The organism is Desulfocurvus sp. DL1XJH-121, from assembly GCF_054819825.1.
Genome location: NZ_JBTVWW010000015.1, coordinates 60,842 through 87,161, shown reverse-complemented (window position 1 = coordinate 87,161; position 26,320 = coordinate 60,842). Strand labels below are relative to the sequence as shown.

The window sequence follows — 26,320 nt, the reverse complement described above, 5'->3', positions numbered from 1 at the left end:
CCCTTCATCGCCAATGATACTGCTGAGGAGTCAGTGGGAAAGTAGGCCGACGCCAGGACTTCTTTTAACGGCCCCCGGAGCTAACAGCTTCGGGGGCCGTTCTTTGAGGCGGCCGGCGCGGGCGGCGCGCACGGCGCGCACGGGCCGAGGCGCGTTGCGGCTGTCATATGAGTGTGGTATCCATGGATGATACTGCCAACTTTGAGGAGGAAGAACATGAGCGCTAACGGATATACCCTGTACAGCGGCGGCGCCCGGGGCGCGGAATGCGAATTCGGGATGCTGGCCGAGAAGTATGGGGTCGAAGAGGTCAACTTCAGCTTCGAGGGGCACACCATGGACCGTGCGCGCGGTGTGCGCGCGCTGACCCAGGACGAGTTGGCCCTCAAGGACGTGAGCCTGACCTACGTGTCCCGGCTCATGAACCGCAAGTTCTCCTCCGCGCCTCTATTCCGCAAGGTGCTGCAGAGCATCTGCTGGCAGGTGGCCAGCGGCCGCGAGGTGTTCGTGGTGGGCGTCATCCAGGACGACCTCACGGTCAAGGGCGGCACGGGCTGGGGCGCGGAGTACGCCAAGATCTGCAACAAGCCCCTGTACGTCTTCGACCAGGACAAGGCCGCCTGGTTCCACTGGGAGCAGGACGCCTGGATCCCGGTGGACGCGCCGGTCATCGAGAGCCGTCAGTTCACGGGCACGGGCACCCGCTTCCTGAACGACGCGGGCAAGAAGGCCCTGGCCGGGCTGTTCGAGCGCAGCTTCAAGTAGCGCCCCGCGCCCAAGGCATCACAGCCGCCGTCCCCCAATGGGACGGCGGCTTTTTTCATGCCCAAGGCCGGGCTGACGCGGCTTTTCCTCTGGCCCGGGCTCTGCTACCGTGCGGGACGCGCACAGGAGGGCCCATGCGATACGAATTCAAGCTCGAACAGGCCGCCGCCACCATCGGCTTCGGGGCCTGCGCCCCGGCCGGGGATCTGGCCGACGCCCAGGCCGTAGCCCATCTCGAGGCCCGGCCCATGGACGAGTACATGCACCGCCATGTCCTGCGGCGCGTCCTGGAGCTGGGGCCCGACGCTTCCCGCGCCCTTGGGGGCGGCCCGGCTCTGGCCTGCGTGCTGGCCGAGGCCGAGTTCCTACGCCCGGGCGAGGGCTATGCGCCCGAAGCCGACCCCGCGGCCCTGGCGGCGCATTCCCCCCTGGTGGACCTGCGCCAGGCGAGGCTTCCCGACCAGGGGGCCCACCGCGTGTGGGGCGAGGTGTTCCGCGCCAATATCCAGGAGCACGCGCCCCTGCCCGCGCCGGACCAGGTGGGCGCGCCCGTTCCCTTTGCCCCCGGCGTCTTGGAGCGCTCGGCCTGCGTGTTCGCGGACCCGGCCGAGGTGCGCGAGGGCAGGTTCCCCAAGGGCGCCAAACCCGTGCCCCTGGCGGAGACCATCCGCCGCGCCCAGGAGGCCCTGGAGCGGGCCGGGGCGTCCCTGTCCCAGCAGATGCGTCACCAGATGTCCCTGTCGCCCGTGGGCCTGGTGCGCTCCTGGGAGCGGGAGGTGCGCGTGGACTGCGGGGGGCTGACCTATTCCCTGCGCGGCCGCCACGATTCCTTTGGCCGGGGCCTGGATTTCGACTCGGCCCAGGCGGCCCTGCTCATGGAGATTTGCGAGCGCTATTCCAGCTGGGCGGACGTGGGACCCGGCGGCCCCGAGGGCCTTGCGCGGCCGGCCGAGTGGGTGCGGGCCCGGTTTTCCGAGCTGGGCCCGGAACGGGCGCTGGAGCCCTCGGCCTTTCCCCTGGAAGCCCCTTACGCGGACGAGCCCCTGTGGTGGTTGGAGTGCGCCCGGCCCGACGGAAGCGCCGTGCTCGCGCCCGCGCAGATGATTTTCCTCTTCGCCAACCTGGACGAGCCCGCCCTGTTCAGCGGCCTGGGCTCCACGGGCCTGGCCTCAGGCAACACGCCCTCCCAGGCCCGGCTGGGGGCGCTCATGGAGGTCCTGGAGCGCGACGCCGAGTCCACCGCGCCCTTTGATCCGGGACGCCTGTTCCGCATCCGCTCCTCGGACAAGCGCGTGGCCGACCTGCTCGCCCGCTACGGGCGGCGGGGCCTGGACGTGCTCCTGGAGGACATCACGTCCCCCAACGGGCTCCCCGCCTACCGGGCCTTCGCCATCGGCCCCGAGGGCCAGGTGGCCAAGGGCGCGTCCGCCTCCCTCAAGGGCGCGCGGGCGGCCCTGTCCGCCGTGCTGGAGGTTCCCTACCCCTTCCCATTCGGCCCGCCGTCGCTGCCCGGGCGCGAGGGCCTGCCCGAGCGCGCCCTGGAGGATCTGCCGGACTTCTCCACCGGTTCCGTGGAGGGGGACCTGGTCTTTGCCGAGGCCTGGCTCGCGGCCTCGGGGCGCATCCCGGCCTACGCGGATCTGACCCGCGCCGACCTGGGCGTCCCGGTCTGCCGCGCCCTGGTGCCGGGCCTGGAGCTGATGGCGGATTTCGACCGTTATTCCCGCCTGTCCGCGCGCCTTTTCGCCCGCTATCTGGCCCTGTGCGGGGGCTGAGCCCCGCAATGAAAACCGCCCCTTCTCCCGAGGGAAAAGGGGCGGCTGGTATTCGTCGGAGCGGGATCTTTAAAAACCTTTGACCGCCTCCATGAGCTGGCGGGCCTTTTCCAGGTCCTGCCGGGCCTTGGCGTGGTAGGGGTTGACCTGTAGGGTCAGCTCCCACTGCTCCACGGCCTTGTCCAGGTCCTCGGCCAGGAAGTGCTTGACCCCGGCCAGGTACAGGGGCTCGGAATCCGCGTCCAGCTTGGCCTGCACGGTCTTTTTGAGGGCGTCCGAGTCCTTGAAGCCCTTGGGCAGGCGCACGAGCATGCGCATGGCCTCGGCTGCGGAGCCATCCTCCCAGCTCTTGTCGGCCATGTTGTAGTAGGAATCGTTGCGGATGGCCGAGGCAGCCTGGTTGGCCGGGTTCTTGGCCAGGATTTCCTCGGCCATGGACACGGCCGTGCCGTACAGGCCGTTGCCGAACTGCAGCTTGGCCATGGCCAGGAGCGCGCCCGTGCTCTGGGCTTCGGACGCGGTGATGTCCTCCTCCACGGGCATGGCCGAGGCCGTCTGGGTGGGCAGCACCGTGATGGCCTGCTTGCCCTTGGACGCGCCCTTGGCCGGTTCCACGGCGGCCATGTGCAGGCGCTTGGACAGGGCCGCGCTGACCTCGGGCACCTTGATGGTCTCGCCCGGGGTCAGGGCGTCGGCGATGGACAGGTTGTTGATGCGCGTGAGCAGCAGCTCGCCGCCGGGGTTGCCGTAGACCTTCTCGGAGATGCGGCGCAGGGTGTCGCCCTGCGTGATTTCGTAGTCCTTGATGATCTCACCGCCAAAGGCGTTCTTCAGATAGGGCAGCGCGTCCTTTTTGTCCGGGTTCAGGTGCAGGGCGGCCGTGAATGCGGCGTGGGCCGCGTCCTTGTCCCCGGCCTCAAGCAGGGCCAGGCCCTTTTTGAAGCTCTCGGCGGCCAGGGCTTCCAGCTTGGCCTTGAGCGCGCGCGCCGCCTTGATGCAGACGCGGTCGCGGCGGTCGATGGTGGCGGCGATGGTGTAGTATTCCAGGGCCGTGGGCAGGTCGTTCCGGGCCTCGGCGGCCTGGGCCTGCCCCTTGTACAGGTCGTGCAGGGGCAGGAACGGATCGTCCTGATGCTCGCCCGTGGCGAAAAGGGCCTTGACGTCGTCCGTGATGCCGGCCTGGGCCGGGCAGGGCGCGCAGAGCCAGGAAACGGCGGCCAGGGCCAGGAGGGCGAGGGTGGTGGCTATGGTTTTCATTGCGCGCCTCCTTGCCTGGTGAACTCGAAGAGTTTCTGGAACTCCGCCATGGCCATGGTCCCGGGGACCGCGTTGCGGCGCACCAGGTAGTCGTTGACGTAGAAGGGGTTGGAGCCCTTGGCCAGGGTCATGGCCCCGCGGAATTTGTTCTTCATCAGCAGGGAGATGACCAGCTCGTTGGCCGAACCGAAGGGATAGGCGAAATATTTCGGGTCGTCGCCGATCTCCTGGCGGAAGGTCAGGGTGGGCACGGTCATCTCGCGGTCGATGGCGATGACGAAGTCCTCGAAGGTTTCGTCGGCCTGGCGGCGGGTCAGGTTGCGCAGGGTCTTGGTGCGGTGGCCGATGGTCACGCCGTTGCCGGCCATGGTGCGGATCTGATCCCAGGACAGGGCCGATCCCTGGCCCGTGACCATGTCCGTGGCCACGAACACGGCCGCGGGAAAGCCGAATTTCTTGAGCACCGGATAGGCCACGGAATAGGTGTTCTGGCCCACGTCGTCGATGGTGATGACCACGGATTTCGCGGGGGCCTGCTCCTGGAAGTCCAGGAAGTCGTAGAAGGTGTCCAGGGAAATGGGCGTGTAGCCCTGGTCCTTGATGAATTGCATATGGGCCTCGAAGTCGGCGCGGCTCACGGTGAGCGCGTCGGACGTGTCTTCGGAGAAGCCGCTGTAGGCCAGCACGGGCACGGTCTGGACCACGCCCTGGCCGATGCCCCCGAGGTTCACGGGGCTCAGGGGGATGGTCAGCACGTCGCCTTCGGCGATGGTCTCCACCTCGTTGTACGAGGCGATGATCCAGCCCTTGTCCGGATCGTGTAGATAGCGGTTGGCCAGGGTATTCAAGGTGTCGCCCGGGCGGACCTTGACCACGGCGAAGTCGCGGGACGTGCGCGTGGGCGAAATCCGCCGGGATTGCTTGCCCCCGCAAGCGGCCAGGGCGGCCACCATGGCCGCCAGCACGGCGGCCAGGACCACGGCTTTGAGAATTTGTCTGGTCATACGGGCTCCCCCCCATTTTTGGGCTCGGCAGGCGGGGCCTGCTGTTGTGTATCCTCTGCTGTGGCGGGCCTGGTCTTGGACGGCGGAGGCGCTGCCGCCGGGCCGGCCTTGGGCGGCGGAGGCGCGGCCACGCCCGTGCCCTGGAAGGGCCTCGGCGGCGGGGCTTGGCCCTCGTCGGGCCCCAGAACCTTGAGCACCCCGTAGGGCTGCAGGGGCTTGGACTTGCCCTTGACCATCTGGGGCTGCAGCATCTGCGCGGCCACGATGGCCTTGGTGCGCTCGAAGGCCGACTCGCTGAGCACCACGGTCCCGGCCCCGGCCAGGGCGTTGAGGCGCGAGGCCACGTTCACCGTGTCGCCGATGACCGTGTACTCCATGCGCACCTCGCTGCCGATGTTACCCGAAACCACCTCGCCCGTGTTCACCGATGCGCCCACGCGGCCCAGGACGGGGTTGGTCCCTTCCTTGGCCCGCTCGGCCAGCTCCCGCTGCATGTCCCAGCAGGCGCGCACCGCGTTCACCGCGTGGTCGCCCTCGTAGTTGGGCAGGCCGCCGAACACGGCCAGGACCTCGTCGCCGATGAACTTGTCGATGTAGCCGTTGTTGCGCTCGATGTGTTTGGCCGCGATGTCGAAGAATTCGTTGAGCTGTTCGACGATCACGGCAGGATCGTTGTTCTCGGAGTACTTGGTGAAGCCGCGCACGTCCGCGAAGACGATGGTGGCCGAGGATTTCGTACCCTTGAGCCAGACGCTCTCGGGGTCCGCCAGGATCAGGTCGCGGATGGTGGTGGACACGTAGCGGCCGAAGCTCTCGCGCATGATGGACTTGAGCCACAACTCGTGACTCATGAAGTTGAACGCCCGGCCCAGATCGTCGAACTCGTCCTTGCGCTTGAAGTTGACCTTGTGGTGGAAGTTGCCGTTGGAGATTTCCTTGGTGGCCACCACCAGCTTGGAGATGGGCCGCGAGAAGTTGGTCCCAAGGAGCCCGGCCACGGCCATGCCGATGAGGAAGAAGACCACGGTCATCATGTAGATGAAGACCTTTTCCCTGGAGATGCGGTCGGCGATGAACTTCAGCGAGATGCCCACGTGCACGTCGCCCAGGCGCTTGCCCTTGAACTCCACGGGCGCGGTGAGGTTCAGGATTTCCTCGTTGTTCAGCAGCCGCCGCGTGAAGTAGGTGATGTCGTCTTCCTTGGATTCGCCGCCCACCTTGCCCGAGAGCACCAGGGGCTTGCCCACCTGGGAAAGGTCGTTGTGGGCCTTGATGATTCCGTCGCGCCCGGCGATGACCGCGTAGACGAGCCCCTCCACCTGGGTGACCTCGCTGATGAGCGAGTTCAGCCGCAGGGTGTCGTCGTTGAGCAGGGGGACCTTGGCCTCTGTGGTGAAGTATTTGAGGCTGATCTTGCCCGACTTGACGCTCTCCCTGTAGAGGTTGTCGGCTTGGCGCTTGAGCATGAAGTAGCTGAGCACCATCATGATGGTCAGCAGGAACAGGGCCAGGGTCACGGAGAGCTTGATGCTGATGGGCACGCGTACGCGGCCCAGGAAGCCCCTGCGCTCCAGGCCCTCGATCTGGTCCTCGATATCCGGGGTCAGGGACGTGGCGCCCAGGCCGTAGACCTTGTTGATGGCCGCCAGGATGGCCTTGTCCGAGGCCAGGCCCAGGGCCAGGAGGGAGGACGTGAGCCGGGGGGGCTTGCCCTGCTCGGCCTGTTCCTTCATGTGCTCTATGGCCTGGGCCAGTTGAGCTTCGTTGATGACCTCTTCCTGGATCAGGGCTTCGCCGAGGGGCAGCTGGGACTGTGCGTCTGGACCGGCCATGGTCGGATTTCCTCCATGCGTACGGTGGTTCTCCGGCCTGCGCGGGCGCCGGGTGATTGTCGTGCAGACGATAAGAATATCAAAAGATAGTATGCTTTGTAGCGTGTGCAAAACGCAAAAATCAAGGGGAACCTGGAACGGCCCTGCGCATCGCCGGGCGGCGCGCAGGGCTGTGAACGGTCAACTAACTATGATTATTCCATTTCCAGGTACTGTGCAAGAATGACCTTCAGGCCGAATCCGGGAAAGTTCACGCGGTACTTCTCCTGGTCCACGGCGGCCACGATCTTGCCGCGGCCGAAGATCTTGTGGCGGCAGTATCCCAGACGCTTGGGCGCGTCGGACGCCGAGGCGCAGGGGCCGGGAGGCGTGGGGGCGACCGGCGCGCCGGGCAGGGGCTCGGGCCTGGGCGCGGCCGGGGAGGCGTCCGCCGGGGCCAGCCCGCCCGAATAGCTTTCGCGCCAGGGATCCACGGACCCGTAGGGCAGTTCGGACAAAAACGGGCTGTCCACGGCGGGCTCGCTGGTCCCGTTGTACTGGTTGTAGAGCACCGCGGGCACGAACAGGCAGAGCTCCTCCCGGGCCCGGGTGCAGGCCACGTAGAGCAGCCGGCGCTCCTCCTCCAGGTCCTCGGCGCGCATCAGGGCGTGGCGCGAGGGGAAGCGGTCCTGCACCAGGTCGATGATCAGCACGGCGGTCCATTCCAGGCCCTTGGCCGAGTGCACGGTGGAGAGCACCAGCACGTCCTCGCCGTCGGGGTCCTCGTCCTGGTCCGGCGACTCCAGGGAGAGGTCCGCCAGGAACGTGTCCAGGGACTCGTAGGCCCCGGCGATGCGCGCGAGCTGTTCCAGCCCGGCCTGGCGGCGGGGGTGGTCGTCGGCGAATTTCTGCTCCAGGATGGGCTGGTAGTGCTCCAGGATGCGGGCCAGGAGCGGCCCGGGGCGCGATCCCGAGCGGGCCAGCTCGTCCACCAGGTCCAGGAGCTCGCGCAGGCCCTGGTGCTTGGCGCGCATGGTCTCCAGATACTTGCCCCCGCCCTCCATGAGCGCGGCGTGGATCTTTGCGGCGGTCTTGGGGCCCACGCCCTGGAGGTGCTCCATGATCCGCTGCCAGGCGGGCAGGTCCGACGGGTTCTGCAGGATGCGCAGGTAGGCCAGGACGTCGCGGATGTGCGCGGCCTCGGTGAAGCGGATGCCCCCGAATTTGCGGTATTTCACGCCCAGCTTGTTGAGCACCACCTCCACGGGGAAGGACTGGTAGCCCGCGCGGAACAGCACCGCGATCTCGTGCAGGGGGTGGGTGCGCGCCAGTTCCAGGACCTTGGTGACCACGGCCTGGGCCTGGGAGCGGTCGGAGATGGTGCGGATGAGCTGCGGCCTGGGGCCGCCCTGGCGCTCGGTGAAGAGGTGCTTGTCGATCTTCAGCTCGGCCTGGGCCAGGATGGCGTTGGTCAGGTCCAGTATGGGCTGGGTGGAGCGGTAGTTCTGCTCCAGGCGGATGACGCGCGCGCCCGCAAACGTCTGTTCGAAGGACAGGATGTTGTACACGCTGGCTCCGCGAAAGGCGTAGATGGACTGGGCGTCGTCGCCCACGGCCATGACGTTGCCCGCCTCGCCGCCCAGGAGCTTGACGATGCGCGCCTGCACCAGGTTGGTGTCCTGGTACTCGTCCACCATCACGTAGCGGTAGCGGTTGCGGGCCATGTCGCGGGCCGGGGCGTGGTCCCGGAGCAGGGTCTCCAGGCCGAAGAGCAGGTCGTCGTAGTCCAGCAGGCCCAGGCGCTGCTTGAAGCCCGCGTAGGCCCGGGAGAGCTGCTCTATCTCGTCCTCGTAGCGCACCAGGTGCGCGGCCTCGTTCTGCAGCACCGTGGCGATGGGCTGTTCCTTGTTGCGGGACTTGCTGATGATGCCCATGAGGGTGGACTTCTTGGGAAAGGAGCGGTCGCCCTTGCCCAGGCCCAGCTCCCCGCGCAGGTCGCGCAGGGCGTTTTCCGCGTCGCCCTGGTCCATGATGGTCACGCGCGGATTGCCGCCCAGCGCCCCGGGGAAGCGGCGCAGCATGGAAAAGGCGAAGGAGTGGAAGGTGCCGCCCGTGACCCCGGTCAGGCCCCCGTGCAGCAGGCGTTCCGCGCGGTCCAGCATTTCCTGGGCGGCTTTGCGCGTGAAGGTCAATAGCAGGATGCTCTCCGGGGGCACGCCTCGGCTGACCAGGTGGGCCAGGCGGTAGACGATGGTCCGGGTCTTGCCGGACCCCGCGCCAGCCACCACCAGCACCGGGCCTTCGGTGTGGCTGACGGCCTCCCATTGGGCGGGATTGAGGTCTTTCTGGAAGTCGGTCATGGGGTCCTTTGCGGGCTTGGGCGGGACTGATTGTGCGTGGGGACCGAGAAAAAGTCCAGGACTAGGGAGCCCGCGCCGCGCGGGGTGGCCGGGGCTGCGTCCCCGGAATCGTAGAAGAAAGCGTCGTCCGCCGTGTGCACGCCCGTTCGCCCGTAGAGGCCGAATATCCCCCTGCCGTCGAATTTGGCCGTGAGGCTGAAGCCCGGGTGCGCCTCGGCCACCAGATCCGGGGCCGCGTGGGCCATGGGGCCGGCATAGAGGTCCGCGCCCCTATGCACCGCGCGCACTACGGGCCGTCCCTCGAAGCGCAGGCCCAGCAGCGCGCGCTCCACGGCCAGGGCCAGGTCCGGGGCCTGGCCGCGCGCAACAGCGCCCCGGGCGAAGCGCTCGGCCGTGTGCAGGTACACGCGGCCCGGGTCCAGGGCGAAGGCCGTGGTCCCGGGGGCGATGACCCGGGCGTCGTTCTCGTGTTCGGGAGAACCCTGGAGGCGCAGGAATCCTTGTTCGGCCAGCAGGGCGTTCACGTCCATCTCGGTGATGAGTTCCGTGAATCCGTGGTCCGCCAGGGCCAGCAGCCGCTTGGGCCCGGGCAGGGCCGCGGAGCGGTCCAGGAAGTCCCCCAGGAGCGCGTCCCAGCGGCGCACGAGGCCCTCGCAGGCCCGGGCCAGGGGATGGGTCGGGTTCGTGAGGGCCGGGAACAGGAAATGGAACAGCCGGTCCGTCTCCGTGAGCACGAACACGAACATATCCCAGGCCAGGTCCGGCCAGAGCAAGTCCAGGGCCGCGCGCCGGGAGTCCAGGGTGGCGGCCAGCTCGCCCAGGAGGTGGTCCGGGTCGCGCGCGGCGCGGGTGGTGTCGGCCTCCAGGCGGTAGCCGGCCTGGGCCAGCCGCCCGGCCAGGAACGGCGGATACACGGCCCGGGACAGCTCCGGGGCCACGAACCCCGCCACGAGCATGCCTTTGAGCGGCCGGGCCGGATAGGTGTTGGGCAGGTTGACCACTCGGCTGACGAGGCCGCGATCGCCCAGGCGCTGGAAGATGTCCGTGCAGGCCACGGCCGAGGAGTCGGTGAGGGCGATGTCGTAGGTGCGCGGGTCGATGCGCGTGAAGCCGTAGACTCCGTGCTCGCCCGGGCCCGAGGCCGTGAAGAAGGAGGTCCAGTTCACGGGCGAGAGCTCGGGCAGCTCCGCGCGGAAGGCGCGGGCCGCCGGGGCTAGGCGCGCGAGGTTCGGGGTCAGCCCCCGGGCGCAGAGGTCCAGGGCCAGGGACAGGGGCAATCCGTCCAGGCCCAGGACGGCCATGCGGGGGCGTTCTGCGGTCTGCATGGGCCGGTGCTACCCGCGCGGCGCGCGCGGGTCAAGGGCGGCTCAGGATTCGGCCTTGGCCAGGGCCTGGGGCGTGACCAGGCGCAGCACGTCCAGGGCCATGAAGCGCATCAGGTGCAGGAAGGAGAAGAACTGCATCATGTCCCGGGTGGCCAGGACCCGCGTGACCTCGCGTTGGCGCATCTCCGCGATGCGCGCCTCCAGGCTTTCCAGGGCACCCAGGAGCGGGGCGGCGTCCGTGAACGTGCCCTCCCCCGCGGCGCGCAGGGCGTCGGCCGTGAGGGTGCAGAGGGTGCGCAGCTCCGGCTCCAGGATGCGGCTGCTGCTCTGGGGCGCGGCGTCGGACAGGGAATGCATCATGGAGCTCATGTTGCGCGCGCTGAGCCTGAGCGTCTCCACCTTCAGGCCCAGGGTGCGGGTGTCCTCGTGGTACAGGAAGCGCTCGTGGCGCTGGACCTTGCGCAGGTACCCGCGGTTTTCGCCCGTGGTCAGGGCGAAGGCGTCCAGGAAGTCCTCAGGCAGCTCGTCACCGCCATCCAGGTAGGCGGCCACGATGGCCTGGTAGAGCTTGGCGCAGGTGGCGAACTGCCCGCGCAGTCGTTCGTTCAGGGAGCGGCTGGCGCGCAAGGGCCAGAGCAGCACGCTGACCAGGAAAGCCGAGCTCACGCCGAGGAATATCTCCACCACCCGCTCCATGCCGAAGAGCACGCGCCCCTCCTCGCCTACGCTGGCCAGGACCACGATGCAGCAGGTGATGGCGGCCATGCGGTAGCGGGTGTTGTAGCGCGTCATGTAGGCGCAGAAGCCGATGGACAGGAACAAACCCACCTCGGTCCAGGGCCAGTGCTCGGGAAAGATGAGGATGGTCACGATGCCGATGACCGCGCCCACCAAGGTGCCCGAGAGGCGGTACCAGCACATTTGCAGGGAATCGGCCACGGAGATCTGCATCACGATGACCGAGGACAGGGCCGCCCAGTATCCGTATTGCAGGCCGAGGACCTTGGCCAGACCGTAGGCGATGAGGGTGGCCAGGGCGGTCTTGAAGCCGTGGCGGAGATGGGCGTAGGTCGAACCGGAATCGGAATAAGGCATGTCGTTCAAAGCTCCCGTGATGGGGGAAATGACACCGTTTCGCGCTAAAGGCAACCGCCATGTTGCGGCGTTGACTCGCGCCCCCGGCGCGGGATAAGAATGCCCACCCGTGCCCGGGTGGTGGAATTGGTAGACACAAGGGACTTAAAATCCCTGGGACGCAAGTCTGTGCGGGTTCAAGTCCCGCCCCGGGTACCATAGGAAGCTTACAGGCTTGCGGCCCCGGCCGCAGGCCTTTTTTGCGTCGTCTCGCGTGGGGCGGCGGTCTGGATTTTCGTGCCGGACGTTTTTGTCGGTTTCCTTTCGCTGCGGGGGGCTTTCCCCTGTCTTGCGGTGCGCCGGGCCCGAGCCCCGGGGGCCGGGGTCGGGCTACGTAAAGGTATCTTTCCCTGGACAGCCGAATTGTTACGGTTGTATGACAAAACGGATATCCCCGGCCGTTCGGGACCTTCTGGAACGCGTATCGGCCGGTGCTTTGCAGCGCATAACCACGGGCAAAAGCCCATAAGGAGATCGACCATGAAACGCATTCTGGTTCTCTTGTTGGTTTTGGGCCTGGCGAGCACGGCCCTGGCCTCCGACCAGGGCCTTCTGGAAAAGGCCAAGGCCGACGGCAAGGCCACGTTCTACGCCAACATCACCGCCGTGGACCCCATCATGGAAGCCTTCACCAAGGCCACCGGGGTCGACGGTCTGTACACCCGGGTTTCCACCTCCAAGTTCCTGGCCACGGTGCTCACCGAGTACCAGGCGGGCAAGCTCCAGGCCGACGTGCTCCTGGCGCCCCTGCCCGTGATGCAATACCTCAAGGAACAGGGCGTGCTGGCCCCCTACGCGCCGCCCAGGGCCCAGAAGTACCCGGCCTGGACGCGCGAGGACGGGACCATCCAGCTCTGCGGCATCGAGTACGTGGGCCTGATCTACAACAAGGAGCTGGTCAAGGCCGCGGACGCCCCCAAGCGCTATGAGGATCTGACCGATCCCAAGTGGAAGGACAAGATCGTCATGGCCGACCCCTCCACCCACGCCACCACCATCGCCTGGCTCGTGGGCCTCAAGGAGAAGGTCTTCAAGTCCGAGGCCGACTGGATGGCCTTCCTCAAGGGCCTGGCCGCCAACCGGCCGATGTTCGTGGCCTCCTTCGGCCCGACCCCCGCGCCCATCGAGAGCGGCGAGAAGCTCATCGGCATCTCCATGCCCAAGTACATCATCACCAAGGCCCCGGCGCCCCTGGACTGGGCCCGCGTGGAGCAGCCGCTTCTGGGCACCCCGCGCGCCATCGCCCTGGTGAACAAGGCCCAGCATCCCGACGCGGGCAAGTTCTTCATGGACTGGTGGCTGTCCAACGAGGCCATGGGCATGCTGGCCACCCAGGTGGGCGAGTACGTGCTGGCCCCGGGCGTGTATCCCCCCATCGACGGCATGGACAAGGCCGAGGTCCTGCCCATCCGCGTGCTCTCCGACGAGGAGACCAAGGAGTGGGGAGCGAAGTTCAAGGCCATTTTCGCGGCCCAGTAGACCGCATCCGACACCAATCCGCGCGCCCGCCCGGCCCTGTTCCTTCCAGAGGGGGAGCGGGGCGGGCGGGCCTGTTTCCGGCCCTGTTCGCCGGGGGAAAATCCATGGAAATCCGCATTTCGAATCTTTCCAAGCACTACGTGTCCGGGGGCAAGACCATCAAGGCCCTGGACGAGGTGGACCTGCACATCCCGGCCCAGGGCATCTTCACCCTGCTCGGGCCCAGCGGCTGCGGCAAGACCACGCTGCTGCGGTCCATCGTGGGCCTGGAGCACCCGGACAGGGGCGAGATCGCCATCGGCGGCGAGGTGGTCTGGTCCCGGGACAAGAACATCTACGTGCCCACGGAGCGGCGCGGCCTGGGCATGGTCTTCCAGACCTACGCCATCTGGCCGCACATGACCGTGTTCGACAACGTGGCCTATCCCCTGGTGACGCGCAAGACGCCCCGGGCCGAGGTCCGCGAGCGCGTGGCCCGCACCCTGCGCTTCGTGCAGCTGGAGGGCTTCGAGTCCCGCCCGGCCACGCGCCTGTCCGGCGGCCAGCAGCAGCGCGTGGCCCTGGCCCGCGCCCTGGTGGCCGAGCCCAAGGTCATCCTCTTCGACGAGCCCCTGTCCAACCTGGACGCCAAGCTGCGCGAGGAGACCCGCAAGGAGCTGCGCGCCTTTCTCTCGGAACTGTCCATCACCGCCGTGTACGTGACCCACGACCGCGTGGAGGCCCTGGCCCTGTCCGACACCATCGCGGTCATGAACCAGGGCCGGATCATGGAGATCGGCTCGCCCGAGAAGATCTATTTCAACGCGGAGCACAGCTTCGTGGCCGACTTCATCGGCCGGGCCAACCTGCTGCCCGCCACCGTGGCCGCCCAGGAGGAGGGCCGCACCGTGGTGGATTCGCCCCTGGGCCGGGTGGCCTGCAGGCCGCAGCCCGCCATGAAACCCGGCGACGCCGTCACCCTCTGCTTCCGGCCGGAGTTCATCCGCCTGGAAAAGGGCGCGCCCGCGCCCGGGGAGAACCGCTTCCCCGGCATCGTGGACAACCTGGTGTTCATCGGCGAGGTCTTCGAGGGCGAGGTCAAGGCCGGCGAGGCCATGCTCTTCGTCAAGGCCGCGCCGGACCTGGGCCTCGGCCGGGGCGACGCCGTGAGCGTGGTCCTGGACCCGCAACACTGCCTGCTTCTGGCCGCGTAGGGGGTGGTGCGCATGGCTTCCCCCAACCGTCCGGTCCTGACCTGGAGCCTGATCCTCGTGGTGGGTCTGCTTACGGTCTGCCCGGTGTTCATGCTGGCCTTCGGCAGCGTCTCCCAGGGCCTGGGGGCCTTCGGGTCCTTCACCCTGGCCAAGTACGCCTCGGCATACGGCGACCCGGAGCTCCTGGGCATCGTGGGCAACACCCTGGTCTTCGTGCTGGGCTCGTCGTTCCTGGCCACGTTCCTGGCCCTGTTCCTGGCCTATCTGAACACGCGCACGGACATCCCCTTCAAGGTCCTGTTCCGCATCATCTCCATCATCCCCATGATGGTGCCGCACATCCTGTTTTCCGTGAGCTGGGCGCTGTTGCTGAACCCCTCCAACGGCATCCTGAACCTCTTCTGCCGCCAGGTGCTCGGGTTCGACTCCTCGCCGTTCAACATCTACTCCCTGGGCGGCATGGTCCTGGTTGAGGGGCTTCTGGACCTGCCCATCGCCTATCTCATCCTGGCCCCGGCCCTGGCCTCCTTCGACGTCAGCCTGGAGGAGTCCTCCAAGGTCTGCGGGGCCAGCACCTGGCGCACCCTGACCCGGGTCACCCTGCCCGTGCTGCGGCCCGCCATCCTGGCGGCCTTCATCCTGGCCCTGGTGCGCAGCCTGGCGTCCTTCGCCGTGCCCTCGGTGCTGGGCATGCCCGGGCGCATCTACGTGCTGGCCACGCACATCTACCGCTCCATCGCCACGGGCTACGTGGCGGACTTCGGCGCGGCCGCGGCCATCGGCATGAGCGTGCTGGCCACCTCGGTGAGCCTGATCTACGTGTACCGCTACCTGACCTCGGAGAGCGGGCGTTTCGTGACCATCTCCAGCCGGGGCTGGAAGCCCACGGTGATCAGCCTGGGCCGGGCCCGCGGGCCCCTGTTCGGCGTGGTCGGGGTGCTGTCCTTCATCCTCATCGTGCTGCCCGTGCTGGTGCTCATCTACACGTCGCTGACCCCGTACTCCATGGTGCCCAGCGCCAAGGCCTTCTCCATGATGGGCCTGAAGCACTGGCACGAGGTGCTGCGCGACCCCATCTCGCTGTTGTCCCTGAAGAACAGCCTGGTGCTGGGCGTGGGCGGCGCGACCCTGGGCGTGGCCCTGTCCGTGCTGGTGGCCTACGTGGTGGTCAAGGTGCGCAGCGCGGCCTCGGGCGTACTGGAGACGTTGACGTTCTTGTCCTTCTCCTTCCCGGGCATCGTCATCGGCGTGGGCTTCATGTGGTTCTTCGTGCGCACCCCGCTGTACGCCACCATCTGGGCCTTGCTCATCGGCTACATCGCCACCTACCTGCCCTACGGGGTGCGGCCCCTGGCCAGCGCCTTCGTGCAGGTGCATGCGCATCTGGAGGAGTCGTCCCTGGTCTGCGGGGCCGGTCCCGTGACCACCATGCGCCGCATCGTGATCCCGCTCCTGGTGCCGGGCATGGTCTCGGCCTGGATTCTCATGGCCACCATGTTCGTGCGCGAGCTGACCCTGTCCGTGGTGCTTTCGCGGCCGGGCACCGAGGTCCTGGCCGTGCAGATCCTGCGCTTCGCCGAGGACGGCCTGTGGGGCAAGCTCTCGGCCCTGGGCCTGATCATGATCGTCATCTCCACCTCCCTGGTGCTCCTGGCCACCCTGGTGGGCGCCAAGTTCAAGCCCGCAGAGGAAGGCGGCTGATCCGCGCGGCAACCAAGACCCGAGAGCCGCCCGGCGCCGTCGCGTCGGGCGGTTTTTTCATGGCCGCGCGGCCGGCGCGAGGTGGAAACCCGGTGGCCTGGCGCTAGGGGGTGGGGCGGGTTCATCTGCTGATGGCGAGGGCCGTCCAGGGGCTGCTTCCGGAAACCGCCAGCCCGAGACAGGGGCATTTCCGACGCCTTGTCCTTCGAAAGCGGACTGCCCCCGGGGATTTTCGTGGGCGGCCGGGTAGTGCCCGATATCATTGCATAAAGCTGTTCGTGGTGATATGTCTGCGGCAAAATGACACCCCAAGTCCGGGGTGCGCCCTGCATGCTCCGGGCGCGCCGGGCGCGGGGTGGCGGGGGCAGAACATGGATGCCGACACGCTGAAGTTCGAGGACGTCTTCGACCTGGAAGAGCTGCAGGCTCTGCAGGACTCCTTTGCCGAGGCCACCGGGGTGGCCTCCCTCATCACCCGGCCCGACGGGACTCCCATCACCCGGCCCAGCAACTTCTGCCGCCTGTGCAGCGAAGTCATCCGCAGCACCGAACAGGGCCTGGCCAACTGCATGCAGTCCGACTCCATGCTCGGCAGCCCCTCCAAGGATGGGGCCCTGATCCTGCCCTGCCTGTCCGGCGGCCTGTGGGACGGGGGCACGGGCATCTTCCTGGGCCGCCGCCACGTGGGCAACTGGCTCATCGGCCAGGTGCTGGGCGAGGGGCACGACACCGAGGCCATGCTGGCCTACGCCCGGGAGATCGGGGCGGACGAGGAAACGTTCCGCGAGGCCCTGGGGGAAGTGACCGTCATGCCCCTGGAACGGCTGCACGCGGTGGGCCGGGCCCTGTGCCGCCTGGCCGGGCAGATTTCCCGGCAGGCCTACCAGAACGCGCTGCAGCGGGACCTGATCCAGGAGCTGGAGGTGGCCCGCGAGGCCCTGGCGGCCAGCGAGGAGCGTTACGCCCTGGTGGTGCGCGGGGCCAACGACGGCATCTGGGACTGGGACCTAGACCGCGACAGCGTGTATTATTCGCCGCGCTACAAGGCCATGCTGGGCTATGAGGACCACGAGTTCGATAACGACAAGTCCGAGTGGCTGTCGCGGATACATCCCGAGGATCGCGCGCACGCGCTGGAGGCCAACAACAGCTGCCGCGACGGCGAGGTGGACCAGTTCGAGGTGGAGTACCGCCTGCGCCACAGGGACGGGTCCTGGCGCTGGGTCCTCGGCAAGGGGGCCTCGCGGAGGAACGAGGACGGGCGGCCCCACCGCCTGGGCGGCACGCACACGGACATCACGGACCGCAAGCTGGTGGAGGAGGACCTGGCCAACAACAAGAAACTGTTGGAGGCGGTCATTGAACAGTCGCCCATAGCCATGATGGTGCTCACCGCGGCGGACAACGTGGTGCGCTACCAGAACTCGGCCTGCCGGGAATTGTTCATGCTCGACGACGAACCGCGTTTCGTCGGGCACGGGATCTGGGATATCGAGCGGACCTGGCAGGGCTATTCCCTGACAGGCGAGCTCCTGGATGACGCGGACCTGCCCTCGGTCCGGGCCCTGGGGGGCAAGGTCACCAGGGGCAGGGAAGTCCGGGTCGTGCGCAAGGACGGGGCCGAGCGCTACGCCGCCATGTACGGGACCCCCGTGTGGGGCGCCGGGGGCGAGCTCATGGCCACCCTGGCCGTGTACCAGGACATCACGAGCCGCAAGCTCGCGGAAACCGAACTGCTTTCCCTGCGCAACTACCTGGCCAGCATCGTGGACTCCATGCCCTCGGTGCTCATCGGCACGGACCGCAACCTGACGGTGACGCAATGGAACCGGGCGGCCGGGCGCTGGACCGGATTGCCCGGGAGCAAGGCCCTGGGCAAGCTCCTGTCCGAGGTCAATTTCCTGCCCGGGGATCTGTTGCGCGAGATAGCCCGGGCCGTGTTCTGGCGCGAGCGCCTGGAGCGCCGCAGGGTGCTGCTGCAGCGGGGCAGCGAGCGGTGCCACGTGGACCTGATGGTCTTTCCCCTGGAAGAGGACAAGGCCGGGGGCGCGGTGCTGCGCCTGGACGACGTGTCCGAGAGCGTGCGTATCGAGCATATCATGGTCCAGACCGAGAAGATGATGTCCGTGGGCGGGCTGGCCGCGGGCATGGCCCACGAGATCAACAATCCCCTGGGCGGCATCCTCCAGGGCGCGCAGAACATCCTGCGCCGTCTGGATCCGGATCTGCCCGCCAACCAGGAGGCGGCCGGGCGCCTGGGCCTGGATTTCGCGGCCATGGGCGAGTATTTCCGCGAGCGCTCCATTACGCGGTTTCTGGACGGCATCCAGGACTCGGGTCGCCGCGCCGCGGGCATCATCCAGAACATGCTGAGCTTCAGTCGCCAGAGCGGAGCCCGGCGCGCGCCCTGTGATTTGTGCGCGCTCCTGGACAGGACCGTGGAGCTGGCGTCCAGCGACTACGACCTGCGCAGGAACTACGACTTCAAGAAAGTGGATATCGTGCGCCGCTACGCCCCGGACCTGCCCAAGATTCCGGTGGAGGAGATGGAGATCGAGCAGGTGGTCCTCAACCTGCTCAAGAACGCGGCCCAGGCCATGACCGAGGGGCCGAAGGCCGACGGGCGGCCCAGGATCATCCTGCGCGCGCTGTCGGACGAGGGCGGCGTGCGTCTGGAGGTGGAGGACAACGGCCCCGGGCTGTCCGAGGAGATGCGCGCGCGCATCTTCGAACCCTTCTTCACCACCAAGGAGCCGGGCGTGGGCACGGGGCTTGGCCTGTCCGTGTCCTATTTTATCATTACCCAGCGCCACGGGGGGCGGATCTTCGCGGAACCCGCACCCGGCGGCGGGGCCCGGTTCGTGATCCGCCTGCCCCCGGACGGGGGCGAGTAGGCCGGAAGAAAACGGAAAAGGCCCCCATCCGGACGGACGGGGGCCTTTTTGTTTGTGGTTCCTCGGCCCGGGCTCAGCCCAGGAGGTCCGAGACGATTTGGCAGGCCAGGCCAACGCCGTTGGCCAGGACTTCCTCGGGGAACACGATGCCCGGGTTGTGCAGGGGCAGACCCTTCTCCTGGGATGCGCCCACGAAGATGAAGCTCCCCTTGGCGCGCTCGAAGTAGAAGGACATGTCCTCCCCGCCCATGGTGGGCTCGGGTTCCAGGACGTTCTCCTCGCCCACCACCTTCACGGCGGCGGCGCGGGCGATGGCCGTTGCCTCGGGGTCGTTGAGCACCGGAGGGCAGCCCTCCTTGAACTCCATCTCGAAGGTCGCGCCCATGGCCTCGCAGACACCGCCGATGACCGTCCGCAGGCGGTCCTCGAAGCCCATCCAGACATCCCGGTCGAAGGTCCGGGATGTGCCCGAGAGCCGGGCCTCGGACGCGATGACGTTCATGGCCGTGCCCGCCTGGAACCGGCCGATGGTCACCACCGTGGGTTCCATGGGGTTCATGTGGCGGCTGGTGATGCGCTGCAACGCGCCCACCACCTGGGTGCCCACTTCCAGGGCGTCCACGCACAGGTGGGGCATGGCCCCGTGCCCGCCGTGGCCCTTGATGGTCACGTTGAACTCGGTCATGGCGGCCATCATCCGGCCCGTCTTGATGCCCAGCGTGCCCGCGGGCAGCGTGGGCCAGACGTGCATGCCGAAGCAGTAGTCCACCTTGGGCGAGTCCATGATCCCGGATTCCACCAAGGGTTTTGCCCCGCTCGCCAGCTCCTCGGCGGGCTGGAACACCAGGCGCACGATGCCCGAGAAGGCGTCCCGCATCTCGGAGAGCACCTTGGCCGTGCCCAGCAGCATGGCCGTGTGGCAGTCGTGGCCGCAGCAATGGGCCACGCCCTCGTGGGTGGAGGCGAAGGGCAGTCCCGATTCCTCCAGGATGGGCAGGGCGTCCATGTCCGCGCGCAGCATGACCACCGGGCCGGGACGGCCCGTCTCCAGGTCGGCCACCACGCCGTGACCCGCCACGCCGGTCCTTGGCTCGTAGCCCAGGGACCGCAGTTTGTCGGCCACGTAGGCCGCGGTTTTTTCTTCCTGGAAGGACAGCTCCGGAATGCGGTGCAGGTCGCGCCGGACTCCGATGGTCCAGTCCCTGGCCGCTTCCAGGCATGCCCCTAGTTCTGGCTGCATTGGTTTGCTCCTAGAGTTCTGCGAACTTCAAAACGTGGTCCTTGTCCTGGGGCTTGGTCAGCAGGGACACGACCACCAGTAGGGCGAAGTTCAGCACCAGTCCCTGCATGCCGGGGTTGATATCCCACATCTTGGGCACCAGTCCGAAGACGATAGCATAGTTGTAGCAGACGCCCACCACAAGCCCGGTCAGCGCGCCGGCGCGGGTGGCCCGGGGCCAGAAGAAGGTGGCGAAGGCCAGGGGCAGCAGCTGCACGATGGAGCCGTAGGCGCCCAGCAGCAGCGCCACCAGGGTCTGGCCGCCGAAGATGGTCACCAGGTAGGCCACGAGCCCGAAGCCCACCACGAAGATGCGGATCCACTTGGTGGCCTCGGCCTCGCTGGAGGGCCGTCCCATGATGACCTCGATGAAGTCCTGCGAGAAGATGGAGCCCGCCGCGTGGGTGATGGTGTCCTGGGAGGACATGGCCGCGGCCAGGGCCGCCGCCAGCACCAGGCCCACGGCCAGGGGCGGGAAGTTCATGTTGGAGAACATCCAGGGCAGGATGCGGTCGGGCGCGCCCAGGACCTTGGGATCGACCTGCATGATGCCCGCGAAGCCGATGAGCAGTACCGGAATGAGCATGATGGCGAAGGTCGGGTAGTAGACGATGGTCCGCCTGAGCGTCTTGCGGGAGTCCGCGGTGTAGGCCTTCATGAACAGGTGCGGCCACATGGTGAAGCCGAGCACGGAGACCAGCACGGCCGAGGAGTAGGCCGCGAAGCTCATCTTGGTGCCCGGGCCGATGAGCAGGTGAGTGGGCTTGGCCGCGATGATGCGCTGGAACATGTCCGTGGGGCCGTCATACAGGCTGTAGCAGAAGTACAGGCCCAGCACCCAGGCCGTGATGACCATGAAGGCGCCCTGGAAGACGTTGGTCCAAGCCACGCCGCGCACGCCGCCGAAGAACACGTAGATGAGCACGATGACGTAGGCGATGAGCGCGCCCGCCCAGAAGGGGATGGTCCCGCCCGAGGCGATCTCGAACACGTAGGCGCTGCCCTTCATCTGCAGGGACACGTACTGGATGAAGGCCAGCACGGAGACCAGGGCGATGATGATGGACATGGCCTTGGACTGGAAGCGGTCGCTGAACAGCTGGGCCTGGGTCACGTAGCCGAACTTCTGCCCGGCCGCCTGGGCCTTGGGGCCCCAGACCAGCCAGGGCAGCAGGCCCGCGGCGCAGTAGCCCAGGATGTAGTAGGCTGGCGCGCCCTTGGCGTAGGCCCAGCCCGGGCCGCCCAGGTAGGCGAAGGCGCTGAAGATGGCGCCGCCCATGAGGAAGTACATGCAGATGAAGCCCAGGGAGCGGCTGGCGGAGATGTATTCCTCGGTGGAGTTGTTGCGCCCGCGCCCGGCGATTGCGCCGATGTACAGGACCAGGAGCAGATAGGCCGCGATGACCAGGAGGATGATGACGCTGTCGCTCATGGCTAGTCCTCCTTGTCGTCTTTGTGCAGCACGCGCTCCATGACGAGCAGTCCCGCGTATTCGATGATGATGACCATGACGATGAAGAACATGCCGAAGGGCAGGCCCATGACGATGGGCTCGGCGGCGTTGGCGAACAGCCAATAGAAGGCCTGGGCCAGGACCACACCGATGAAGAGGAGGGCGAACAGGATAAGAAGGTTGCGTCGTGCCGGGGGCACGGAGGATGAGAAGAACCGCAGTTTGTAGCTGTCGTCGGACATGCTGTCTCCTTGAGCGCTGGAGGTTCTGCAGATGCGGCGCCTGCGCGCCGCGGGACTGGAAATACCGCTGTCCAGAGTTCTCGCTGGCCGGGCTGCGGGTGGACAGTTTCCGCAGGACGGCCGAACCGTATGCTCAGTCGGTGCCCTCTGCCGTGCTGGCGGCGGAAGGCATCCGGCGGGTGTGAGTAGGTTTCAAATTTCTGCTGTGATGTCCGTACGTTGATTTCACAACGAGACGAGTCCTTGTCAGCAAGTATCGTGCAAGGCGCGCCCAACGTTGAAATCACTTACGATTTGTTGAATTGTGTGCTGATTCATAGCAAGGATGTCACGATAACGTCAATTGGGATTTCAAGAATGTAAAATAGCTTATAGCTGAAATGATGGCCCAGGACGGGTGCGGGACGCGCGTGGGGACAATTTGGGCAAATGCGAATCAGATTTTACTTTTTGGGAATACCCAGGTCGCTGATATCGTAAGCAAATAGTATGAATTTGAATTCCGGATTCGACCGTGTTCGTCATGGCGGGGCGAAATCGCATCGAAATGGGCCCCGAAGTTGATATGTCTGTGCGGGTGAGAGGGGGCAAAGACAAGGGCCACGCCTTCAGGCGCGGCCTTTGGTATCGACCGGGGTCGGTGGCTGGCCCCGGCCCACGCAGCCGATGCGGCAGTGGAAGGCCCCGGGGTCTTCCCTTAATCGGAAAGGGAGTTTTGCTCCCCTTTAAACCATACTTTGTTGATATAATAAAGAAATAATTTGACATTGAATTTCATATTCAATATCAATCCGCGACAGATCAAAAACGCATTGGAGCCGTTCGGCATGCCGGACGCGAAAACTGACATGGAGAGGAGCATGAAGAAGCATTGCATCGCATGGGGGCTGTTCCTGGCGCTGATATGCCTGAGCCGGCCAGCCCTTGCGCAGGGGCCGGTCATGGGAGGATCGGCGCAAGAGGCGGGTCAGGTCACGAGCCTTCCGGACACCAAGGTTCCCAAGCCCGTGGGCCCGGTGAACATGTCCACGGGCATGGTCTTCAAGCCCGGCAAGGCGGCCGTGTGCCTGAAGGCCCTGTTCATGGACAAGGACACCCTCTACGACGGGAACGACGAAAAGGAAGGCAAGTACAACGGCAAGTACGACCGCACCCAGCGCACCTACCAGGCCAGCTTCCGCTACGGCGTGGTCAAGGATTTCGACATGCGGGTCATGGTCCCCTACCGCAGCAGCTCGGTGCAGCGCCGCTCGGCCGTGGGCAAGCCCGCCGAGGCCACCAAGGAGACCACCAACATGGGCCTGGGCGACGTGGTGCTCATGGGCCGCTACGCCCTGTGGGACCAGCGCGACGGCGATCCCCTGTCCGTGGCCGTGGGCGCGGGCGTGAAGATGCCCACGGGCGATCCGGACAAGAAGAACCCCGCGCCCTTCAACAAGAGCTTCGAATACATGGGGCCCGGGTTCCAGCTGGGTACCGGGTCCTGGGACCCGAAGCTGGAGCTGGGACTGACCAGGATGATGGGCAGGCACCGCCTGGACGCCCACACCATGTACACCTTCGGCAGGGAGGGCGACCACGGCCTGCGCCTGGGGGACCAGTTCAAGTACGACCTGGGCTATTCCTTCGCCCTGACCAACCTGCTGGACCTGGAGCTGGAGCTCAATGGCGTGAACCAGAACCGCAACAAGAACGACGACCGCTACGTGGCCAATTCCGGCGGAAATATGCTGTTCCTGACCCCGGGCGTGCATTTCAAGTTCACCGAGCGGTTCAACGCGGGCTTCGCCCTGCCCATCGTGGTGTACCGCGATCTCAATGCCGATGCGCAGGAGGACCAGTACTGCGTCGGCGAGGATTATCGGCTGGTATTCAAGCTGGCCTACAAGCTGAACTAGGAGGATACGATGGTCTCTTTGCATAAAACCGCCGGACGCATGGCCCTGGCGGCATGCCTTACCGTTTTCATGGCCGCGTGCCTGGCCCTGCCGGCGCAGGCCACGCCGCCCAAGGCCCCGCAGCGGGTCGAGGCCGTGTTCCTGGGCGACCGCCTGGTGGACGTGGCCTTCAACCTGGGGTTCGTGGCCGAGGGCACGTCCCTGCGCTGCTCCCTGTGCCCCGGCCTGTGCGGCAAGATCAAGGCCGCCACGCAGGTCCTGGGCTGCCCCGGGTGCATCGTTAAGAAGCGCCCCGAGACCCTGCCCACGTTCCTCAAGGAGCGCGGCATCCGTCGGGTGATCGTGGAAAAAAGCGAGAAGTTCTGCCTCTACGTGCCCGGCGCCAATCCCATGAAGGCCGTGCCCCTGATCGAGGGCCAGGACGTGGATATCCAGTACGTGGATTTCTCCCGGGGCCTGCCCGAGGCCATCCGCCGGACGGCGGAACTCCTGGGCGTGCCCGAGAAGGGCGAGGAGCTGGCGGCCCGCTACGTCGAGAGCTTCGAGAAGGCCAAGGCCGCGGTGCCCCGGGGAGGGCTGAACAAGAAGGTGGTCATCTTGAACGGCATCCATCAGGCCGCCACGGGCAAGATATTCCTGCGCGTGGAAATGCCCGGCGGCTACGCGGACCAGTACATTCTGGGCCCCCTGGGCTGCCGCAACATCGGCGGCGCGCTGTTCGAGGGCAAGCCCACGGTGAGCCGGGGCCATTGCATGATCCGCAGCCTGAAAGGGCTGCTCCGGACCAGGCCCGACGCCATCGTCATGACCGGCGACAGCGCGGGCGTGCAAAAGGCCCTGGCCGGGGCCCTGGCCGAGAATCCGGAGCTGGCCGAGGTCCCGGCCCTGCGCACGCTGGCTCTGTTCAGCCTGCCCGGGTACGTCGACTCCGCGGTCGTCGAATACCCCGAGACCTTCATGCGTTGGCAAAGCGCGCTTTCCGGCCTCTAGGTCCTCGGGAGAATCGAAAGAAAACGGGCCGTCTCCTGTGCGGGGGCGGCCCGTGGCGTTCGGGGATGACCGCTCAGCCCTGGTCCACGCAGCCGATGCAGCAGAGGAAGGTCCCGGGCTCGGTGTCGCTGGCGTTGCGCATGCCGTGGGGCTCCATGCACGGGGAGTACACGTAGTCCCCGGGGCCGCAGATGCGGGATTCCAGAACCTTGTCGGTCTCGGGGTCGTAGACGAAGCACTCGAAGCTCCCGCTTTCGATGTACATGGTCTGCAGATAGGCGTGGTGGTGCATGGGGATCACGCCCCCGGGCTCCACGGTGAAGTGCCTCAGGCCGTATTCCGGGTTGCCGGCGTCGTCGGCGCCGGCCTTGGACAGCCAGCGGATGGTCACGCCCGTGGCCGGAAGTATTTCGCCCTTGTAGGGCGCGCCCTTCACGGCGGCGCCGGGGATGTCCTGGGCTTTTCCTGCGTGCATCGTCGTCTCCTGTGTGTGGTGGTGGGGCCTGCGCGGCAGGCGGGTATGGCCCCGGCTCAGCGGGGCGCCTCGGCGTAGCCGATGGAACTCACGAAAATCCCGGGCTCGTCGCCCGCGTTGCGGATGGCGTGGGGCTCCATGCTCGGGTTGTAGATGTATTCCCCGGGGCCGCAGACCCGGCGGTCCACGACCTCGTCGGTGTCGGGATCATAGGACAGGAACTCCAGGGAGCCGCTGAGCATGAAGATGGTCTGCAGATAGGCGTGGCTGTGGATGGGGATCACGCCCCCGGGTTCCACGGTGATCTGGCGCAGGGCGTATTGCAGGTTGCCCCGGGCGTCCAGGGGCGCGTCCGAGAGCAGGCGGCTGGTGACGCCCACGGTCTCGTGGCGCTGGCCCTTGTAGGTGGAGCCCGTGACGGGCTTGGCTTCAACGAGGTCGGTTCGGCCGGTGATCATGATGTGTTCGCTCCTTGTGGTGTTGGAGCGCCAGCATAGATCAGGCGCGGCCGGGGCTCAAGGCTTTGCCGGGGCGGCGGGTTTTTCCAGGAGCACGAAGTCCTGGAGTTCGTCGCCCGGGCGGCCGCACCAGTCGCCGCGCAGGACGTCGGCGACGGCCAGGCCGTTTTTCTCGAACATGTGGCGCACCAGGGTTTCCTCGTAGCCCACGCAGTCCATGGGGTCCGCGGGATTTTCCGTGTAGAACAGGCCGAATTTCTTGAACTTGGGTCCCTGTCCGGTCCGCTTTTGCAGGGCCCGGCTCTCGTCGTTCAGGAGGAAGAAGGTGATGACCGCGCCTCCCCCGGGCCTGAGCACCCGGGCGATTTCCCCGGTGTAGTGCATCATGTCGTCGGGGTACATGTGCGTGAACACGGACTTCAGGACCACGAGGTCGAAATACCCGTCCTCGAAGGGGAACACGTATTCCCGGGCCTTGGTCTTGGCGAAGGGGTTGTAGAGGTTGTTGTACACGTCGCTGACGCTGAAATGGAAGTGCGGGTAGCGCGGGGCGATCCGCTCGTTGCACCATTCGATGCCGAAGGGGAAGGTGTCGAAGCCGTGGTATTCGCCGGGCGGCACGAGATGGTCCGTGAGCCCCACGGCCACGCGCCCGGCCCCGCAGCCCACGTCCAAGACCTTGTGCTCGGGCCTGAGGCCGAATTTCTCCTTGAACAGGGCGCACATCCTGTCGCCCACGGCCAGATAGTCCCCGGCCCCGAACTGGATGTTCAGCTCCGGCGGCGGGACCATGGCCTGTCTGTCGCTGTGCATGCAATCTCCCTGGC

The 26,320-nt window shown here is 66.9% G+C and carries 20 protein-coding genes and 1 tRNA gene; 9 read left to right on the top strand and 12 right to left on the bottom strand.

The window, feature by feature from the left end; translation table 11 throughout:
* Nucleotides 1-216 precede the first annotated feature (216 nt).
* On the top strand, nucleotides 217-765 hold the full coding sequence (locus ACYYG1_RS11625; RefSeq protein WP_461210480.1) for a hypothetical protein: 549 nt from the start codon (nucleotides 217-219) through the stop codon (nucleotides 763-765).
* A 134-nt stretch (nucleotides 766-899) separates the two neighbouring features.
* Nucleotides 900-2,540: a YcaO-like family protein gene (locus tag ACYYG1_RS11620; protein WP_461210479.1), complete on the top strand. Its 1,641-nt coding sequence runs from the start codon at nucleotides 900-902 to the stop codon at nucleotides 2,538-2,540.
* Nucleotides 2,541-2,609: 69 nt separating this feature from the next.
* On the opposite strand, the gene ACYYG1_RS11615 is transcribed toward ACYYG1_RS11620, so the two are convergent.
* From ACYYG1_RS11615 to ACYYG1_RS11590, 6 genes are all read right to left on the bottom strand, one after another.
* Nucleotides 2,610-3,797 carry a LysM peptidoglycan-binding domain-containing protein gene (locus tag ACYYG1_RS11615; protein ID WP_461210478.1) on the bottom strand — a complete coding sequence of 396 codons (1,188 nt, stop codon included), beginning with the start codon at nucleotides 3,795-3,797 and terminating at the stop codon, nucleotides 2,610-2,612.
* Nucleotides 3,794-4,801 carry a polysaccharide deacetylase family protein gene (locus tag ACYYG1_RS11610; protein WP_461210477.1) on the bottom strand — a complete coding sequence of 336 codons (1,008 nt, stop codon included), beginning with the start codon at nucleotides 4,799-4,801 and terminating at the stop codon, nucleotides 3,794-3,796. Before ACYYG1_RS11610 ends, ACYYG1_RS11615 begins: the two co-directional genes overlap by 4 nt.
* The gene (locus tag ACYYG1_RS11605) at nucleotides 4,798-6,633 is read right to left on the bottom strand and encodes an adenylate/guanylate cyclase domain-containing protein (RefSeq protein ID WP_461210476.1); all 1,836 of its coding nucleotides are present in this window, start codon (nucleotides 6,631-6,633) and stop codon (nucleotides 4,798-4,800) included. The genes ACYYG1_RS11610 and ACYYG1_RS11605 overlap by 4 nt, the downstream gene beginning before the upstream one ends.
* A 194-nt stretch (nucleotides 6,634-6,827) precedes the next feature.
* Nucleotides 6,828-8,972: an ATP-dependent helicase gene (locus tag ACYYG1_RS11600; RefSeq protein WP_461210475.1), complete on the bottom strand. Its 2,145-nt coding sequence runs from the start codon at nucleotides 8,970-8,972 to the stop codon at nucleotides 6,828-6,830.
* Entirely contained in the window at nucleotides 8,969-10,297 is a 1,329-nt protein-coding gene (locus ACYYG1_RS11595) for an alkaline phosphatase family protein (protein ID WP_461210474.1), read from the bottom strand. Before ACYYG1_RS11595 ends, ACYYG1_RS11600 begins: the two co-directional genes overlap by 4 nt.
* Nucleotides 10,298-10,339: 42 nt before the next feature.
* Nucleotides 10,340-11,392, bottom strand: coding sequence for an FUSC family protein (locus tag ACYYG1_RS11590; RefSeq protein WP_461210473.1), 1,053 nt, complete (start codon nucleotides 11,390-11,392; stop codon nucleotides 10,340-10,342).
* A 111-nt stretch (nucleotides 11,393-11,503) separates the two neighbouring features.
* Between ACYYG1_RS11590 and ACYYG1_RS11585 the strand changes: the two genes are divergently transcribed.
* The 5 genes from ACYYG1_RS11585 (at nucleotide 11,504) to ACYYG1_RS11565 (ending at nucleotide 18,698) form a co-directional block, all read left to right on the top strand.
* Nucleotides 11,504-11,590: transfer RNA gene (locus ACYYG1_RS11585), tRNA-Leu, on the top strand.
* Nucleotides 11,591-11,911: 321 nt separating this feature from the next.
* Nucleotides 11,912-12,910 carry an ABC transporter substrate-binding protein gene (locus tag ACYYG1_RS11580; protein WP_461210472.1) on the top strand — a complete coding sequence of 333 codons (999 nt, stop codon included), beginning with the start codon at nucleotides 11,912-11,914 and terminating at the stop codon, nucleotides 12,908-12,910.
* A 104-nt stretch (nucleotides 12,911-13,014) separates the two neighbouring features.
* Nucleotides 13,015-14,103 carry an ABC transporter ATP-binding protein gene (locus ACYYG1_RS11575; RefSeq protein WP_461210471.1) on the top strand — a complete coding sequence of 363 codons (1,089 nt, stop codon included), beginning with the start codon at nucleotides 13,015-13,017 and terminating at the stop codon, nucleotides 14,101-14,103.
* Between the two features lie 12 nt (nucleotides 14,104-14,115).
* The gene (locus ACYYG1_RS11570; RefSeq protein ID WP_461210470.1) at nucleotides 14,116-15,804 is read left to right on the top strand and encodes an ABC transporter permease; all 1,689 of its coding nucleotides are present in this window, start codon (nucleotides 14,116-14,118) and stop codon (nucleotides 15,802-15,804) included.
* A 371-nt stretch (nucleotides 15,805-16,175) separates the two neighbouring features.
* A complete protein-coding gene (locus tag ACYYG1_RS11565) occupies nucleotides 16,176-18,698 on the top strand; it encodes a PocR ligand-binding domain-containing protein (protein WP_461210469.1) in 2,523 nt (840 codons plus the stop codon).
* A 73-nt stretch (nucleotides 18,699-18,771) separates the two neighbouring features.
* Here ACYYG1_RS11565 and ACYYG1_RS11560 read toward each other — a convergent pair whose 3' ends face one another.
* The 3 genes from ACYYG1_RS11560 to ACYYG1_RS11550 are packed head-to-tail and all read right to left on the bottom strand — an operon-like array spanning nucleotide 18,772 to nucleotide 21,672.
* Nucleotides 18,772-19,938, bottom strand: coding sequence for a M20 metallopeptidase family protein (locus tag ACYYG1_RS11560; protein ID WP_461210468.1), 1,167 nt, complete (start codon nucleotides 19,936-19,938; stop codon nucleotides 18,772-18,774).
* Nucleotides 19,939-19,948: 10 nt separating this feature from the next.
* Nucleotides 19,949-21,409: a sodium:solute symporter family protein gene (locus ACYYG1_RS11555; protein WP_461210467.1), complete on the bottom strand. Its 1,461-nt coding sequence runs from the start codon at nucleotides 21,407-21,409 to the stop codon at nucleotides 19,949-19,951.
* Nucleotides 21,410-21,411: 2 nt separating this feature from the next.
* Nucleotides 21,412-21,672, bottom strand: coding sequence for a hypothetical protein (locus tag ACYYG1_RS11550; RefSeq protein WP_461210466.1), 261 nt, complete (start codon nucleotides 21,670-21,672; stop codon nucleotides 21,412-21,414).
* 860 nt (nucleotides 21,673-22,532) lie between these two features.
* On the opposite strand from ACYYG1_RS11550, the gene ACYYG1_RS11545 reads away from it, so the two are divergent.
* Together ACYYG1_RS11545 and ACYYG1_RS11540 are read left to right on the top strand one after the other, a co-directional pair.
* Nucleotides 22,533-23,570: a transporter gene (locus tag ACYYG1_RS11545; protein ID WP_461210465.1), complete on the top strand. Its 1,038-nt coding sequence runs from the start codon at nucleotides 22,533-22,535 to the stop codon at nucleotides 23,568-23,570.
* A gap of 9 nt (nucleotides 23,571-23,579) precedes the next feature.
* On the top strand, nucleotides 23,580-24,560 hold the full coding sequence (locus ACYYG1_RS11540) for an ABC transporter substrate-binding protein (protein WP_461210464.1): 981 nt from the start codon (nucleotides 23,580-23,582) through the stop codon (nucleotides 24,558-24,560).
* A gap of 73 nt (nucleotides 24,561-24,633) precedes the next feature.
* Here the strand turns inward: ACYYG1_RS11540 and ACYYG1_RS11535 are convergent, their stop codons facing one another.
* From ACYYG1_RS11535 to ACYYG1_RS11525, 3 genes are read right to left on the bottom strand one after another with little or no spacing between them, the layout of a single operon-like run.
* Nucleotides 24,634-25,035: a cupin domain-containing protein gene (locus ACYYG1_RS11535; RefSeq protein ID WP_461210463.1), complete on the bottom strand. Its 402-nt coding sequence runs from the start codon at nucleotides 25,033-25,035 to the stop codon at nucleotides 24,634-24,636.
* Between the two features lie 56 nt (nucleotides 25,036-25,091).
* Nucleotides 25,092-25,493, bottom strand: a complete 402-nt coding sequence (locus ACYYG1_RS11530; RefSeq protein ID WP_461210462.1) for a cupin domain-containing protein — start codon at nucleotides 25,491-25,493, stop codon at nucleotides 25,092-25,094.
* 57 nt (nucleotides 25,494-25,550) lie between these two features.
* Nucleotides 25,551-26,306 carry a class I SAM-dependent methyltransferase gene (locus ACYYG1_RS11525; protein WP_461210461.1) on the bottom strand — a complete coding sequence of 252 codons (756 nt, stop codon included), beginning with the start codon at nucleotides 26,304-26,306 and terminating at the stop codon, nucleotides 25,551-25,553.
* Nucleotides 26,307-26,320 lie beyond the last annotated feature (14 nt).

What these genes read in the sequence shown, in the direction of transcription:
- ACYYG1_RS11625 (WP_461210480.1), top strand. Translation starts at nt 217, where the DNA reads ATGAGCGCTAACGGATATACCCTGTACAGCGGCGGCGCCCGGGGCGCG.
- ACYYG1_RS11620 (WP_461210479.1), top strand. Translation starts at nt 900, where the DNA reads ATGCGATACGAATTCAAGCTCGAACAGGCCGCCGCCACCATCGGCTTC.
- ACYYG1_RS11615 (WP_461210478.1), bottom strand. Translation starts at nt 3,797, where the DNA reads ATGAAAACCATAGCCACCACCCTCGCCCTCCTGGCCCTGGCCGCCGTT.
- ACYYG1_RS11610 (WP_461210477.1), bottom strand. Translation starts at nt 4,801, where the DNA reads ATGACCAGACAAATTCTCAAAGCCGTGGTCCTGGCCGCCGTGCTGGCG.
- ACYYG1_RS11605 (WP_461210476.1), bottom strand. Translation starts at nt 6,633, where the DNA reads ATGGCCGGTCCAGACGCACAGTCCCAGCTGCCCCTCGGCGAAGCCCTG.
- ACYYG1_RS11600 (WP_461210475.1), bottom strand. Translation starts at nt 8,972, where the DNA reads ATGACCGACTTCCAGAAAGACCTCAATCCCGCCCAATGGGAGGCCGTC.
- ACYYG1_RS11595 (WP_461210474.1), bottom strand. Translation starts at nt 10,297, where the DNA reads ATGCAGACCGCAGAACGCCCCCGCATGGCCGTCCTGGGCCTGGACGGA.
- ACYYG1_RS11590 (WP_461210473.1), bottom strand. Translation starts at nt 11,392, where the DNA reads ATGCCTTATTCCGATTCCGGTTCGACCTACGCCCATCTCCGCCACGGC.
- ACYYG1_RS11580 (WP_461210472.1), top strand. Translation starts at nt 11,912, where the DNA reads ATGAAACGCATTCTGGTTCTCTTGTTGGTTTTGGGCCTGGCGAGCACG.
- ACYYG1_RS11575 (WP_461210471.1), top strand. Translation starts at nt 13,015, where the DNA reads ATGGAAATCCGCATTTCGAATCTTTCCAAGCACTACGTGTCCGGGGGC.
- ACYYG1_RS11570 (WP_461210470.1), top strand. Translation starts at nt 14,116, where the DNA reads ATGGCTTCCCCCAACCGTCCGGTCCTGACCTGGAGCCTGATCCTCGTG.
- ACYYG1_RS11565 (WP_461210469.1), top strand. Translation starts at nt 16,176, where the DNA reads ATGGATGCCGACACGCTGAAGTTCGAGGACGTCTTCGACCTGGAAGAG.
- ACYYG1_RS11560 (WP_461210468.1), bottom strand. Translation starts at nt 19,938, where the DNA reads ATGCAGCCAGAACTAGGGGCATGCCTGGAAGCGGCCAGGGACTGGACC.
- ACYYG1_RS11555 (WP_461210467.1), bottom strand. Translation starts at nt 21,409, where the DNA reads ATGAGCGACAGCGTCATCATCCTCCTGGTCATCGCGGCCTATCTGCTC.
- ACYYG1_RS11550 (WP_461210466.1), bottom strand. Translation starts at nt 21,672, where the DNA reads ATGTCCGACGACAGCTACAAACTGCGGTTCTTCTCATCCTCCGTGCCC.
- ACYYG1_RS11545 (WP_461210465.1), top strand. Translation starts at nt 22,533, where the DNA reads ATGAAGAAGCATTGCATCGCATGGGGGCTGTTCCTGGCGCTGATATGC.
- ACYYG1_RS11540 (WP_461210464.1), top strand. Translation starts at nt 23,580, where the DNA reads ATGGTCTCTTTGCATAAAACCGCCGGACGCATGGCCCTGGCGGCATGC.
- ACYYG1_RS11535 (WP_461210463.1), bottom strand. Translation starts at nt 25,035, where the DNA reads ATGCACGCAGGAAAAGCCCAGGACATCCCCGGCGCCGCCGTGAAGGGC.
- ACYYG1_RS11530 (WP_461210462.1), bottom strand. Translation starts at nt 25,493, where the DNA reads ATGATCACCGGCCGAACCGACCTCGTTGAAGCCAAGCCCGTCACGGGC.
- ACYYG1_RS11525 (WP_461210461.1), bottom strand. Translation starts at nt 26,306, where the DNA reads ATGCACAGCGACAGACAGGCCATGGTCCCGCCGCCGGAGCTGAACATC.